Source organism: Aquibacillus halophilus, from assembly GCF_009649745.1.
GTDB lineage: Bacteria > Bacillota > Bacilli > Bacillales > Amphibacillaceae > Aquibacillus > Aquibacillus halophilus.
In genome coordinates, this window is sequence record NZ_WJNG01000022.1 from 49,589 (window position 1) to 63,542 (window position 13,954).

At 35.0% G+C, this 13,954-nt stretch carries 15 protein-coding genes and 1 rRNA gene; 1 reads left to right on the top strand and 15 read right to left on the bottom strand.

Annotation, left to right across the window (positions count from 1 at the left end):
- Positions 1-620 precede the first annotated feature (620 nt).
- The 3 genes from GH741_RS20370 to metG form a co-directional block, all read right to left on the bottom strand.
- Positions 621-1,823, bottom strand: a complete 1,203-nt coding sequence (locus GH741_RS20370) for a G5 and 3D domain-containing protein (protein WP_153738598.1) — start codon at positions 1,821-1,823, stop codon at positions 621-623.
- Positions 1,824-2,176: 353 nt separating this feature from the next.
- Positions 2,177-2,947 carry a TatD family hydrolase gene (locus tag GH741_RS20375; RefSeq protein ID WP_153738599.1) on the bottom strand — a complete coding sequence of 257 codons (771 nt, stop codon included), beginning with the start codon at positions 2,945-2,947 and terminating at the stop codon, positions 2,177-2,179.
- 105 nt (positions 2,948-3,052) lie between these two features.
- Positions 3,053-5,002 (bottom strand): methionine--tRNA ligase, encoded by a 1,950-nt coding sequence (gene metG, locus GH741_RS20380; protein WP_153738600.1) that lies wholly within the window; start codon positions 5,000-5,002, stop codon positions 3,053-3,055.
- A gap of 435 nt (positions 5,003-5,437) precedes the next feature.
- On the opposite strand from metG, the gene GH741_RS20385 reads away from it, so the two are divergent.
- On the top strand, positions 5,438-5,719 hold the full coding sequence (locus tag GH741_RS20385) for an AbrB/MazE/SpoVT family DNA-binding domain-containing protein (protein WP_153738601.1): 282 nt from the start codon (positions 5,438-5,440) through the stop codon (positions 5,717-5,719).
- A gap of 74 nt (positions 5,720-5,793) precedes the next feature.
- On the opposite strand, the gene rsmI is transcribed toward GH741_RS20385, so the two are convergent.
- From rsmI to rrf, 12 genes are all read right to left on the bottom strand, one after another.
- Positions 5,794-6,669: a 16S rRNA (cytidine(1402)-2'-O)-methyltransferase gene (rsmI, locus tag GH741_RS20390; protein WP_153738602.1), complete on the bottom strand. Its 876-nt coding sequence runs from the start codon at positions 6,667-6,669 to the stop codon at positions 5,794-5,796.
- Between the two features lie 113 nt (positions 6,670-6,782).
- Complete coding sequence (locus GH741_RS22340) at positions 6,783-6,983, bottom strand: GIY-YIG nuclease family protein (protein ID WP_338079588.1); 201 nt, start codon at positions 6,981-6,983, stop codon at positions 6,783-6,785.
- The gene (locus GH741_RS20400) at positions 6,925-7,674 is read right to left on the bottom strand and encodes a tRNA1(Val) (adenine(37)-N6)-methyltransferase (RefSeq protein ID WP_153738603.1); all 750 of its coding nucleotides are present in this window, start codon (positions 7,672-7,674) and stop codon (positions 6,925-6,927) included. The genes GH741_RS22340 and GH741_RS20400 overlap by 59 nt, the downstream gene beginning before the upstream one ends.
- A 237-nt stretch (positions 7,675-7,911) precedes the next feature.
- On the bottom strand, positions 7,912-8,259 hold the full coding sequence (gene yabA / locus GH741_RS20405; RefSeq protein ID WP_338079589.1) for a DNA replication initiation control protein YabA: 348 nt from the start codon (positions 8,257-8,259) through the stop codon (positions 7,912-7,914).
- A 13-nt stretch (positions 8,260-8,272) separates the two neighbouring features.
- On the bottom strand, positions 8,273-9,100 hold the full coding sequence (locus GH741_RS20410; protein ID WP_153738604.1) for a PSP1 domain-containing protein: 828 nt from the start codon (positions 9,098-9,100) through the stop codon (positions 8,273-8,275).
- A 6-nt stretch (positions 9,101-9,106) separates the two neighbouring features.
- Positions 9,107-10,093 (bottom strand): DNA polymerase III subunit delta', encoded by a 987-nt coding sequence (gene holB / locus GH741_RS20415; RefSeq protein ID WP_153738605.1) that lies wholly within the window; start codon positions 10,091-10,093, stop codon positions 9,107-9,109.
- A gap of 55 nt (positions 10,094-10,148) precedes the next feature.
- Complete coding sequence (locus GH741_RS20420; protein WP_153738606.1) at positions 10,149-10,589, bottom strand: YaaR family protein; 441 nt, start codon at positions 10,587-10,589, stop codon at positions 10,149-10,151.
- A gap of 19 nt (positions 10,590-10,608) precedes the next feature.
- On the bottom strand, positions 10,609-10,938 hold the full coding sequence (locus GH741_RS20425) for a cyclic-di-AMP receptor (RefSeq protein WP_153738607.1): 330 nt from the start codon (positions 10,936-10,938) through the stop codon (positions 10,609-10,611).
- Positions 10,939-11,016: 78 nt separating this feature from the next.
- A complete protein-coding gene (gene tmk, locus GH741_RS20430) occupies positions 11,017-11,655 on the bottom strand; it encodes a dTMP kinase (protein ID WP_338079590.1) in 639 nt (212 codons plus the stop codon).
- Between the two features lie 132 nt (positions 11,656-11,787).
- Positions 11,788-13,221, bottom strand: a complete 1,434-nt coding sequence (locus GH741_RS20435; protein WP_153738608.1) for an aminotransferase class I/II-fold pyridoxal phosphate-dependent enzyme — start codon at positions 13,219-13,221, stop codon at positions 11,788-11,790.
- Positions 13,222-13,348: 127 nt separating this feature from the next.
- Entirely contained in the window at positions 13,349-13,540 is a 192-nt protein-coding gene (locus GH741_RS20440) for a sigma factor G inhibitor Gin (RefSeq protein ID WP_153738609.1), read from the bottom strand.
- A gap of 275 nt (positions 13,541-13,815) precedes the next feature.
- Positions 13,816-13,931, bottom strand: a 5S ribosomal RNA gene (gene rrf / locus GH741_RS20445).
- Positions 13,932-13,954: the final 23 nt, after the last annotated feature.

Here is a 13,954-nt window from a genome sequence, read left to right on the forward strand (position 1 = left end):
AGAAAACCGCTTCCTGTGGGATTTTCAGCCGTCGCTTTTCCCGCAGGAGTCGACTGCCCTCCGCTCCAATCACCATCTTATTACAACAATAAGGAAAGAGGGATGGATAAGCTCAAAACTAGTGTAGTTTAGTACCCAAACTTTAAAATAACTATGTTTTCAAAAGTGGGGAAATCTCTTAACATACAACTAATTTTTTCCCTTAATAATCAGAACACCACTACCAGTGAAAGGCAGAATACGTAGACTCCTATGGGAACAGCGCGTGTCCGAAGACCCCGGAAGAATCGCTTTTTGATTCTGAGGAGGCTGAGGCCGTGCCCATGGAAAGCGAAGTATTCTGCCGGAACGGCATATAAGCATTCAACTTTAATTAGTGTCAGAGATAGAAGATACTACTTCGTAATCTATGGATATTGTGTCAAAAACAATATTTTTTTAAGAAACAGCATTATTTTTATAATAATATTTTAACTATACATGCACCAAATTCCCTTATTACAATACTATACATTTAGATATTACCCTAAAAAACAATACATCTTCAATTCGCTATACTTTTGGGTCATAAGAAAAGCCCTTACCATTATATCGGTAAGGGCAGATTATTAAAAATTATTTTATTCCAATATTCTTACCTGTACGGTTTTTCGTCCATATCTATATGCTTCGGCTAGGGTTGGTAAATGAACATCAATCCGGTTCCCTTTAATAGCTCCACCGGTATCATTAGCAGTTGCATATCCATAACCTTCTACCCATAATTTTGTTCCTAATGGAATTACACTAGGGTCAACAGCAACAATTTTTAGATTAGGATTAGCTTTAAGATTTATTCCGGTTCTGGTAAGACCTCTACCATCACAAGACGCACAATTCCAGTTATATGCTGTTGCATGCATTGTAAGTGTTCTCGCAACTGTATCATCGCCACGTGATACGGTATTAACACCAGTATTTTGGTTCACTTTAGTTCCTACAGCAACGACACGTTGTTCGCTTTCCTTTTTTACTTCTTCTTTAATTAACTCACGGCTTACTTCTTTACCGTTTTCTAAGACAACTTCATAATGCTTAGCAATAATCCCTTCCTTACCGGAAGATACAACCTTTTCAGTACCTTTAGCAAGTGAACTATCGTTCTTTTTCACTATGGAATAATCCTTGGTTTCTTCAACTATATCAGTTACTTTTTCTACCCTTGTAATAGTAATATTAGTTGCCTCTGAAAGTCTATCAGATTCTTTTGGCTCTAATCGGTCTAAATCTCCTAAACTTACATTCTCACTCTTTAAAAGATCTGCAACCGTTCCTCCAGTAACCCAAACCTGCTTTTCTTCGCCACCATCATTTAACATTACTTGGTAGGCCTCTTTAATTTCAATTGATAATCCTGCTTCAATTTTATGATCGCGATTTAAAGACACCTCATCATGATCAGATACTTCAATTTTTTGTTCGTCAAGAAAAGCCCCGACTGTCTCTGTTGTTGTGAAATAAGTTTTGTCTTCATCATTAATGGAGACGATTATTTCATTTGCTTTTATAAGATCTATTTTCATTCCTGATGTAATTAGTTCGTCTTTGGGATGTGAAAGTTTATCGTGATCTTCCACTTCGATGTCTAGTTCGTTTAATACATCCTCTACCGTGTCAGCATGTGTCCTGATAGCAGAAACTTCACCATCTTCGGTTACAGTGATCTGTGCTTTTGTTACCTGGTAAGTTGTAAAACTCACAAAAGCAACAAGTGCAATAATACTAAGGATAGGTATAACCAGCTTTGTTTTAAATGCCGGCAATAGCTTTGAAATGATTTTCATGCTCGTTTGCCTCCTTTATCCCGCTGTTGTATTATATAAACAACGATTTAGCCTGTCAAATGCTTCCTTATTAGCTACAGACTGTTAAATGACTTGCCAATACTGGCTTCAACTCCCATTTATCTACTAATATTTCAATCATGTTAAAATTGCATTACAAGTCACCAATTGTTCATAGATATATATTTCAAGTGACTTTTAAACTACTATTATTTCTACAATTAAAAAGAGGAACCATTAGATTTATTGGCTCCTCACAGTATGCACATTTTAGAGTGATATTAAAACTAAAAAGTATCGACAAATTTCTCTCCTATTGATTTAATACTACTATTACAAAGGATTTAGCGCATTTACCGTTTAATTTGAAAGAGTAGAAATGCATTCTCTGTTGTAGCTTCACTTACCTCTTCAAATGAGATATTCCTTAACTCAGCTATTTTTTCTGCTACAAGTTTAACGTATGCAGGTTCATTCCGTTTACCCCGGTTAGGATGAGGTGCTAGAAAAGGGCAGTCCGTTTCTATTAGTAGGCGTTCTAGCGGCACAGCCTGTGCTACTTCTTTGGGTTCGATTGCATTTTTAAAGGTCACCGGACCACCTAATGAGATATAAAAATTCATATCAAGACATTCCTGAACGTAATCAAGGGAATCATTATAACAGTGCATAATACCACCAATCTCAGCCGCATTTTCTTCTTTTAATAGTTGTATTATATCTTCTGTTGCTTCCCGGTTATGAATTATTATAGGTAACTTAACTTTTTTAGCAAGCTGTATTTGTTTACGAAAAACTTCCTTTTGAACATCTTTTGGTGACTTATCCCAATGATAATCAAGACCCATTTCACCAATTGCTACTACTTTTGGATGTTCTGCTAATTCTTCTAGCCATTTCAATTCTTTTTCTGTCATATCAATTGCATCAACAGGATGCCATCCTACAGCGGCATAGATATTGGGGTGCTCTTCAGCTAGCTCAATTGCCTTTGGGATTGTTTCATGATCAAATCCTACTACTACCATATATGTAACACCAGCATTTTGAGCACGGGTCATTACTTCTTCTCGGTCCTCATCAAATTGATGTACATTTAAATGGACATGGGTATCAAATAACATATTAACAACCTCCTATTTCTTTTTTCTTACTATTGATATGACAATAGTATTCCAAAAAAGGAAAACGCTTATCATTTAATTCGATAAGCGTTCCTATACTACTTTTTACTTTACTATAGATCCATTAGGCAACGTTTGTTCCACTGTTGCTAACGCAAGTTTTCCTGTTGAGTCTTCACCAGAAAGAATCATACCTTGGGAGAGCTCGCCACGAAGCTTGACTGGCTTTAAATTGGTAACACAGATCACTTTTTTACCTAATAAGTCTTCAGGTTTATAGTGCTCTGCAATTCCTGATATTATTTGTCTTTTTTCATTACCTAAATCCACTTGAATTACTAGAAGTTTATCAGCTTTTTTCATTTTTTCTGCATGTATTACTTCTGCTACTCGTAAATCTAATTTCATAAACTCATCAAAAGTGATTTCTTCTTTTGCTTCACCTTTTGTTTCTTCTTCCTTTGGTACTGGTTTTTTCATCATTTCTTTAATAATCTTTACTTCCTCTTCTGTATCAAGTCTCGGGAAGATTGGATCTTTCTTTTTCACTTTTGTTCCCTGTGCAATGACATCCATCTCGTTTAAACTTTCCCATGTTTTATATTGCTCTTTTTCAATCCCTAGTTGTTCAAATATGCTTGAAGGCGTCTGGGTTAAGAATGGTCGTAATAGAATTCCAGTACGGCGTAAGGAATCAGCCAAATGTGCCATTACGTTACCTAAACGCTCCTTATTACTCTCATCCTTTGCTAAGACCCAAGGCTGTGTCTCATCAATATATTTATTTGTACGACTAATATACTGCCAAATTGTTGTTAAAGCTACCGAGAATCCCATTTCATCTAGCTCTGCCTCTACTTTGGTTACCGTTTCTCTTCCAAGCTGCTCTAATTGCTCATCATACTTGTCCTGAGATTCTCTAAACGCAGGTATTTCTCCATCAAAGTATTTAATAATCATAGCAATCGTACGGTTTAGTAAATTCCCTAAATCGTTAGCTAAATCATAATTAATTCTTTCTACAAACCCTTCAGGAGTAAATACCCCATCAGAACCGAAAGGAACTTCTCGAAGCAAATAGTAGCGAAGAGCATCTAAACCATAACGGTTTGTTAAATCGATTGGATTTACCACATTGCCTTTTGATTTGGACATCTTACCATCTTTCATTAAAATCCAACCATGTGCAAATACCTTTTTAGGTAAAGGTAAGTCGAGTGCCATCAACATTATTGGCCAGTATATCGTGTGGAAGCGCACAATTTCTTTACTCATTAGATGTACGTCTGCCGGCCAATACTTTTGATAGTTTTTATCGTTATCAGTACCATAGCCTAAGGCAGTAATATAATTAGATAAAGCATCAATCCAAACATAAATAACATGCTTGGGGTTACCTGGTACTTTAACACCCCAATCAAAAGTTGTGCGAGAAACCGCTAAATCCTCCAAGCCTGGTTTGATAAAATTATTAATCATTTCATTCTTTCTGCTCTCAGGTTGAATGAATTCAGGATTTTCCTCATAATATTTAAGTAAACGATCTACATATTTACTCATCCTAAAGAAATACGATTCTTCCTTTACCCTTTCAACTTGGCCACCACAATCTGGACACTTACCATTTTCTAGTTGTCTTTCCGTAAAAAATGATTCACATGAAGTACAATAGCTTCCCTCATATTCATCTAAGTAGATATCGCCTTGTTCCAATAGTTGTGCAAAGATCTGTTCTACCACTTTTTTATGACGATCCTCTGTTGTACGGATAAAGTCATCATAGGAAATATCAAGCTTTTCCCAAAGATCCTTAATGCCACTTACAATTTCATCTACATATTTTTGTGGTGAAACACCACTTTCATCTGCTTTTTTCTGTATTTTTTGTCCATGCTCATCTGTTCCAGTTAAGTACATAACATCATAGCCCCGTAATCGCTTATACCTTGCCATTACATCACCAGCTACAGTGCTATAAGCATGACCAATGTGTAAATTACCACTAGGATAATAAATGGGAGTTGTTAAGTAAAACGTCTTTTTTTCCTCTGACATATAGGTACCTCCTCTTATGTAATTCACTTTTTAATAGTTTCATTAATATGGTATTTATTATTCTTTTTTTATTGTAGCGATTTCGGTGCAAATTTTCCATTTAAATGAAACTTCTATCTTATTTCTATTGTTTTAGGATTTCTATTTTACACTATATCGATAGTGGGTCTATTTGGTCAATGTTTATAGTCCAAGTTACAGCCCGAGTAAATCACTTTATGTCGAAATATGTCGAACAAATAAATAAGCTAAAACAGCCTGTTTTAGGAAAGTAGTTCATGAATAAAGTTGATTAAGTATCTTTTATGCATATCACTTTCCTAAAACGATGAAATAAGCTAAAATATAATTGACACATATGTAAAACACTGGTAAACTATCTTTTACACACATATGTCGAATATTGACGAATTTTGAATGAGGGGAGTTTATTCAATGAAATCTACTGGGATTGTGCGTAAGGTTGATGAATTAGGCCGCGTAGTAATACCTATTGAGCTCCGTCGCACTCTAGGTATCAATGAAAAAGATGCTTTAGAGATTTATGTAGACGATGATCGCATCATCCTAAAGAAATATAAGCCAAACATGACTTGCCATATTACTGGTGAAATCTCTGATGATAACCTTTCATTAGCAAATGGTAAAATAGTGTTGAGCCCGGATGGTGCAAAAGCTTTAATAGATGAAATTCAAAATAGAATAAACGAAAAATAAATTAATCGATTCACCTTCGCAATTCACATGCGAAGGTTTTTTGTTTTGATTTTTTTTATACATTCTAGTAAGAATTAATCTATATGATATGCTTGGTAAATTTCTCGTTTTGGTAACTTTCTTACTTCTGCGACTTGTTTAATCGCTTCCTTGCTAGTCATATTGTCTTCATTAATATAGTGTTCTACATGCTTTTCTATCGTTAGCTCATTCCACCAAACCGGGATATCTGATACAGATTCTGTATTCCCCTCAACAACAATACAGAATTCTCCTTTAATAGTTCCCTCTTCTGTCCACTTGATAACTTCTAAAATTTCGCCCCTAATATATTCCTCGAAACGTTTCGTCAACTCTCTAGCAACTGAAATTCTTCTATTGCCCAATTTCTCATGCAAATACTCCAAAGTATCTAACAACCTATGAGGGGATTCATAAAAAAGTAAGGTTGCATTTATGGATTTTAATCGTTCCATATCAGCATCTCTATCTTTCTTCTTTCTTGGTAAAAACCCATAGAAGTAAAATTCATTTGCAGGTAAACCCGAACCAACTAATGCACATAACGCTGCACTTGCCCCGGGCAGAACAACTACCGGTAAATCTACTTCTATTGCCGCTTTAACAATTTCATAACCAGGATCTGATATAGCCGGCATTCCGGCATCACTTACTAAAGCAATATCAGAACCTTCCTTTAATGCATCTAGTAGTCTTGACTCACGTGACTGCTTATTATGTTCATGGTAGGATATCAACTTATTATCTATTTCGAAATAATTAAGTAATTTCTTTGTATTTCTAGTATCTTCTGCCGCAATCATATCTACCGCTTTTAATGTATTGATAGCGCGGATTGTTATATCTTCTAAATTTCCTATTGGAGTAGGCACAATATATAAAGTGCCTGTAGAAATTTGGTGTTGGAAACTACTTTGAGTCTTTAACATCCATCCTGCCCCTCTTCATAATTTTTAATCAAGCTGTCTTTGGCAGCTCTGCTTAATTTTTTTATTGTATATTCTTCTTGTAATGCTTTTGTTTTTGTTTGATAGTCACTGATTTAAACAAGCTTAAATGGACCTCTACCCTTTGTATATTTAGCTCCCTTTCCCTGCTCATGCATTCGTACTCTTTTTCTAATATCATTGGTGTATCCAGTGTATAGAGTTCCATCCTTACATTTTAGCATGTACACAAAATGTCTATTTTCTTTTTCCATAGATGATTTCCTTAATTTCCTTTGTATACTTACCATCTTCATCGAAGGTATATAAAGGCTCTAGAATTTTTAGATCTGGGCTTCCATCTCTGATCCCTTCAATCAACAATATGTTTGCTTCTTTTCCTTTTTTGGGATATACCAATTGCAAGCGCTTGGGCTCTATTTTATATTTCTTAAATAGGGTTAAGATTTCCACTAATCTTCCTGGACGATGAACCATAGATACTTTCCCACCTGGTCTAGTAAGGATACTACAAGCCTTTACTACATCTTCCAGCGAACATTTAATCTCATGACGTGCTATTGTTAAATAATCATTCTTATTTTGATGTTCTGTTTTCGCTGTTTTAAAATATGGAGGATTACACGTCACTAAATCAAATTTCCCATTACCTAATAGCTGAGGCATTTCTTTTAAATCACCTTGTATCACGGTCAATTGATTCGTCAGATCATTAATCTCTATACTTCGTTTAGCCATATCTACTATTCGGGGCTGTATCTCCACTCCTGTAATCTCTGCTTGTGAACGTCGACTTAGTAATAGAGGAATCACAGCATTTCCTGTACATAAATCTAAAATACTTCCTCTTTTTATTGGAACATATGTAAAGTTTGCGAGTAAAACAGCATCTAAGGAAAATGCACAAATTGTTGGACTTTGTATGATTTTCATCTCTTTTTCTGCTAATAAATAATCCAATCGTTCATCACCTTGTAAATCAATCATTTACTTTTCTCCTTCAGAGTTAATATGATAATTAGTTTATCACGTTGATTATCTGTCCGTAAAATGCACACTTGTTTTCGGGACAGATATTTTAGGCATTTATAACTTGTAAAACAAAAATAAAAAAAGAACTAACCTAAAAGCACTTTTAAGCCTTTAAGGTTAGTCCTTAATATTTTAATCTACGTGATATCTATGCACATAATTATCTATTAGGCATCTTGTAAAATTAATAAGTTATTTTGTTTTATTTAAAAACAATAAACAAAATAAACAATCCTCATGTTGGCGCGGGCTTCCAAAATGAACATTACAAATATGAAATCCTTCTTCATAAAGCCTGGCTAAATTGTCGTATCCCTCACCTATAGAGACATCTTTATTAATGTCAGTATCACCTTGATTACTTTCACCGTCTTGACTTGATTCTAGTCGATTCCGTAAATGGTGATTCTCTAAAGCAAGTCGATGATTTTCTTCCAACAGTTCACTTAATTGGCTTTTTAAATCGCCGAGTTGCTGATAAAGTTGGCCGATTTGCTCTTCCATATAGGATACTTGTTCAAAAACATCTTTTTTATTCACTAACTCCACCCCATTATTCCGTGGCTTGCGTCATGATAATTCCTTCTTCTATCAGTTCATCTAAAGTATATTCAATTACTTTTTCTTTTTCAGGAATTTCAATTTGAATAATGCGTTCTAGGATGTTTAACCCAACTACTTTACCTAAGCCAAAAGGTGTCTTAACTTTTTCTCCTAAATCAGGTAGTTGTTTTTTAGCAGTCTCATAGTCATCATTCTCATATTTTAAGCAACACATCAACCGACCACATAGCCCTGAAATCTTTGCTGGGTTTAGTGATAGGTTTTGATCTTTTGCCATCTTAATAGATACAGGCTCAAAATCACCTAAAAAAGTTGAACAACATAACAGTCGTCCGCACGGTCCTACACCACCTAAGAGCTTAGCCTCATCGCGAACACCAATTTGACGCAGTTCTATTCTTGTCTTAAAGACAGAAGCTAAGTCTTTTACAAGATCCCTAAAGTCGACTCTACCGTCTGCAGTGAAATAAAAAATTGCTTTATTTCGGTCAAATGTATACTCTACATCTACTAAGTTCATGTCTAAATCATGCTCTTGTATCTTTTGCTGACAAACGAGGTAAGCTTCCTTTGAGTTCTCTTGATTTTCAGCAACGGATAACTTGTCCTTGTCGTTCGCTGTACGTATGACTTTCTTTAATGGAAGTACAATGTCTTCCTCATCAACCCTTTTATTTGAAATTACTACCTTACCAAACTCTACGCCTCTAACCGTTTCAACAATTACGTAGTCATCCTTTTGAATAGTTACTTCATTAGGGTCGAAATAATATATTTTACCCGCCTTTTTGAAACGGACACCTATAACTTCTATCATTATCTTTCACCTCTGTATTTGAAGTGTTAACTGCTCCATTACTAAAGCAGGATTTACATTTTGGTCTAGCTTTCGTTTTGCCTCCATAATTTTGCTTAGAACTTTAGTTGCATGCTCTCTAGACCAATTCATAGAGGAGTGAACTATTTTTTCTTGTTCACTAATAAAGACAATGGAATCTGAATTATCCACATAATTATATATGATATCTCTAAACCAAATGATCAGTAAATCCAAGCCTTGTTGGAGCTGCCTTCGTTCTTTAAAATGTGGCATCCAATTATTATTTATGAACAGTAAAGATTCATCTGGTTTTTCTTGGAGCACTTCTACTAATTGTACCACTATCTTTCTAGCATTAGCAAACCACTCATCGCTACTTATTTCAATTGCTTCAGAAATATTATTTGTCAAAGCTGCCATTAACTTGGCATTTGATTCAGATAAACCCTCTTCTACTAATTTATTCTTAATACTTAAGGGATTAAGTGGTTTCAGCGCCATAATTTGGCACCTGGATCTTATCGTTTGTAAAATAGATTGGCTATTTTCTGTAAGAAGGATCGCTGTTGTAAGCTTACTTGGTTCCTCCAAAAACTTGAGTAGTCGGTTAGAGGCATTGCTAGTCATTTTATCAGCATCAGTAATGATATATACCTTTCTGTTTGACTCCAAACCAGTGTAGGTAAACTCTTTCTGGAGATGTAAAATTTGTTCTTTTTTAATTGATTGACCATCCGGGACAATGCGATGTACATCTGGATGATTCCCAGTATCAATGCGGTGACATTCTTTACAATTATCACAAGGTTGAAAATCTGTTTTATTATTACAAAAAATACTTTTAGTTAGCAAAATACTTAATTCATGTTTTCCTGTGCCTCTTGCACCGTGAAATAAATAAGCGTGTGAAATTCGTTCTTTTTTTAAGCTGTTGACTAACATTTTGCTAACTAAAGGTTGAATAGTAGTCATTTCTGACCAAGTTCTCATATCATTACTTCCCTTTTATTAAACTTAATACCGAATAGGAGTTCTATCATTTCCTTCACGTGTATAGATTTACTAATAAGCCCTTTATTTCACCTATAATACCTAGCAATCCTATTGATCGTCTTTCCTCTGCTATAAACTCATCAGTTAATTCAACAAGCTTTTGGTCAATTTCGTTGACGATAGTTAACTTTCTACTATTACCTTCCATGTTCCAGCTATGCGAATGTTTTAGATCCATACCATATTGAACTGCTTCCTGAACAAAACTCTTTACCATTCGTTTATACTTAGCTAAATCCTGAAATGATCGAAACTTCTCTAATCGTTCACCTTGATTTGTTAACTCAGTCATTAATTTTTGTAATTCTTGTTGCTTCAGTTTTTGTGTTTGTGCACCTACCATTGAGTCAAAATTCTTTGAGCTACTTGATTGCTGTATTGAATTCTTTTGGGAGGCATCGATTTGCGATCGCAATTCTTGACTGATTTTCATTTAATCGTTATCCCCTTACTTAAAATTGAAAAAATGAATCTACAGGAACGACAAATACTGTGGCACCGCCAACTTCTACATTAATTGGTCGTGGAATATATGAATCGGCATTTCCACCCATTGGTGATATAGGAGCCACCATTTGCTCTCTTTGACTACAATTATCTCGAATGATTTCTAAGGCTTCATCAACGTATTTATCCTCACAGCCAATCATTAATGTTGTATTTCCTTCTTTAAGGAAACCACCTGTCGTAGATAGTTTAGTCGTTTTAAAGTTTTCCTCGCCTAAGGCATCGGTCAGGCGATTACTATCTTTATCTTGAACAACAGCTAAAATTAGTTTCATTTTTTTCCTCTCCTCTTTTCATTACTGATATATTGTATTCAAATGGATAACAACTATTGAATATGAGAAAAGTAATGACTAAGTTGCTTTGTCTTTTAAAAAAGACATTATCTTGTTATATGTCTCTTTCTCAACCAAGTCAATCGTTTGGCTTGCATCGACTCGATGGATTCGTTCTGGAAATTTACTCGTTAACTTTTGATAGGCTTCATAAACCTTTTCGTGGAATTTTAATTGTTCTAGATCTAAACGATTCTGTTCTCGGTCTTTATTAGCAACTATTCGCTTCAAACCTTCTTCAGGATTAATATCAAAAAAGAGCGTTAAATCAGGCATACAACCTTCAATGGCAAATTCATTTATCTGATATACCTCGTCCATTCCTAAACCACGAGCATGGCCTTGATAAGCTAAACTACTATCTATAAAACGATCACATAATACTATTTTTCCATTTGCTAAAGCTGGTAATACTTTTTCAACCAGATGCTGGCGTCGCGCAGCAGCGTATAAAAGCGCTTCTGTTCTAGCATCCATTAAAGTATGGGCCGGGTTTAAAATGACATCTCTAATTTTTTCTGCAATCTCTATCCCACCTGGTTCCCTAGTTGTGATTACATCATGTCCATCCACCACTAACTTGTTTTCAAGTGCTTGCAATACAGAGGTCTTCCCTGCTCCCTCACCGCCTTCAAATGTAATAAAATATCCTACCACAGTTAGTCTCCTTTAGTAAAAATCATTAGATAGTTATAGCCCCATTGTTGGTTCCATCAGTTCAATCGACCAATTAGACAATTTTATTGAACATAGGCAAATAACTAACATAAGTTTTTATACTTTCTGATATTATAAAAATAAATAAATTCCGTTATTTATATCTCTATTTTGAAAACTTATACCTTTACTTAAAAGGTATTTTACCATGTTTATGTGTCTTTCAGTAACTATTTCTCCTTTAACAATGAGAGGAATTCCCGGAGGATAAGGTATAACTGCCTCAGCTGCTATCTTTCCGTTTGCTAACTCCCAGGAGATGAACTTTGTTTTCTTTTTACTCATTTCTTGATAAGAAAAAGCTAAACTTTGTATTGGTTCGTTAATAATTATATTATTATCATCTATTGTAGCATGCTTAGGAACTATTTTTAATTGTTCATTTATCTTTTCTATCGCCTCAATTAGCGTTCCCCATTGCTCGAATGGTGTCAAACCATGAATAAATAGAATTTGATTATGTGTAGATAACTCCGGCACTAATCGCTCTTTTTCAAAAAGTTCAGCTGCTTTTTTTCCTGTATAGCCACCTTTAACTTGGATAGTTATTTTTAACGGATCATCTATCCCAGTTTTTAACGGAATGACCTCCCAAAAATCACTTTTATTTAATTCAGACCTCAATTTATTAATGCTCTTTTGCAAATCCCGGATATTATCTGCAGTAATTTGTTCTAAATAAGCCCTCGCTAAATCTAGACTTGCCATTAAAGGATAGGAGGGGCTACTTGATTGGAGCATTTGTAAATAGCGTTTAATCTTATCGGATGATACCAAAGATGTATTTGTATGTAAATAAGAAGCCATTGTCATTGCTGGCGCCATTTTATGTGCTGATTGGACAACCACATCTGCTCCTAACTCAACGGAAGACGCCGGAAATATAGCACCTAATGAAAAATGAACACCATGTGCCTCATCAACTAGTACCGGAATATTGTGCTGGTGGGCATATATAATAACTGATTCAATATCATAAGTTCTCCCAAAATAATCAGGGTAAGTTAAGATTATCGCTGTTGCATCAGGATGACATGTAATAGCCTGCTTTAATGTATTAACACTTGGAGCTGAATATCTATCGACACTTTCGTCATAGTCGGGAGCGACAAATACAGGTAATGAACCACTCAATTCTAACCCATTTAATATAGATTTATGACTATTCCTTTGTACTATTACTTTTCCGCCAGGATGACACGTTGCTAAAATCATAGCTAAATTACCAACAGTACTGCCTCCTACTAAGAAGTAAGTTGATTCAACCCCAAACCATCTTGCTGCAAGTGCTTGTGATTTTGCAATAACACCTTGTGGGGCATGTAAATCATCGAGTCCTGCCAACTCAGTAAGATCTATTTGTAGTAGTTTTTCATATGATTCTATTCCTTCTTTATTAAATACTAGTCCTCCCTTATGGCCTGGTACATGGAATGAAATGGGATTTTGATCGCTTCTCTTTTTTAACGCTTCGTATAAAGGTACTTCTTGCTTTTGATTGTTCATAAAATTCCCGCCTCGTCTATCTATATACTGGTTATTACATTATACCAATGAACAACAGGTCTTAAAAATTATTCCTTTAAAAACGAGAACACCCTTACTGTGGGGGTAACAGTAAGGGTGTTCTAATCTATGAATATAACTTTGGTTGATTAATATTCTTTAGCTTATTAAGATAATACTGATATTGCTCTTGCTTTGGTTCAGTATGGATCATCTTTTGTTCGCATTCACAACAAATAAACAAATTATATAAATGAATACCTCTATACTTTGCCTGATCGCAAATGCCACAAGTTTTGCTTTGTTCGACTGTCTTCATATTCTCCACCTCCGCTAGCTTAGTTTCTCCTAATCTAACGAAACTATACATGAAACTAATAATATATTTATATTTTATTCTATGAAAAAAACTCTGAAACTTGTTTGTACATATACATTTTGGTTTGTACTTTATTATTTTACTATTTTAAACTTTTATTAAGAACTTAAGTAACTGTAAAATTTATCTATCTCATAGGGGTCACTTTTAAAATATTTAAACTTCTATAATACAAAACACCCCAAAAGCATTTAAGCTTTTGGGGTGTTTTATTTGCCTAGCAACGTCCTACTCTTGCAGGGGCAAAGCCCCAACTACCATGGGCGCTGGAGAGCTTAACTACTGTGTTCGGCATGGGAACAGGTGTGACCTCTCCGCTATTGTCACTAGACCTAAAGAAATGAAGATATATAT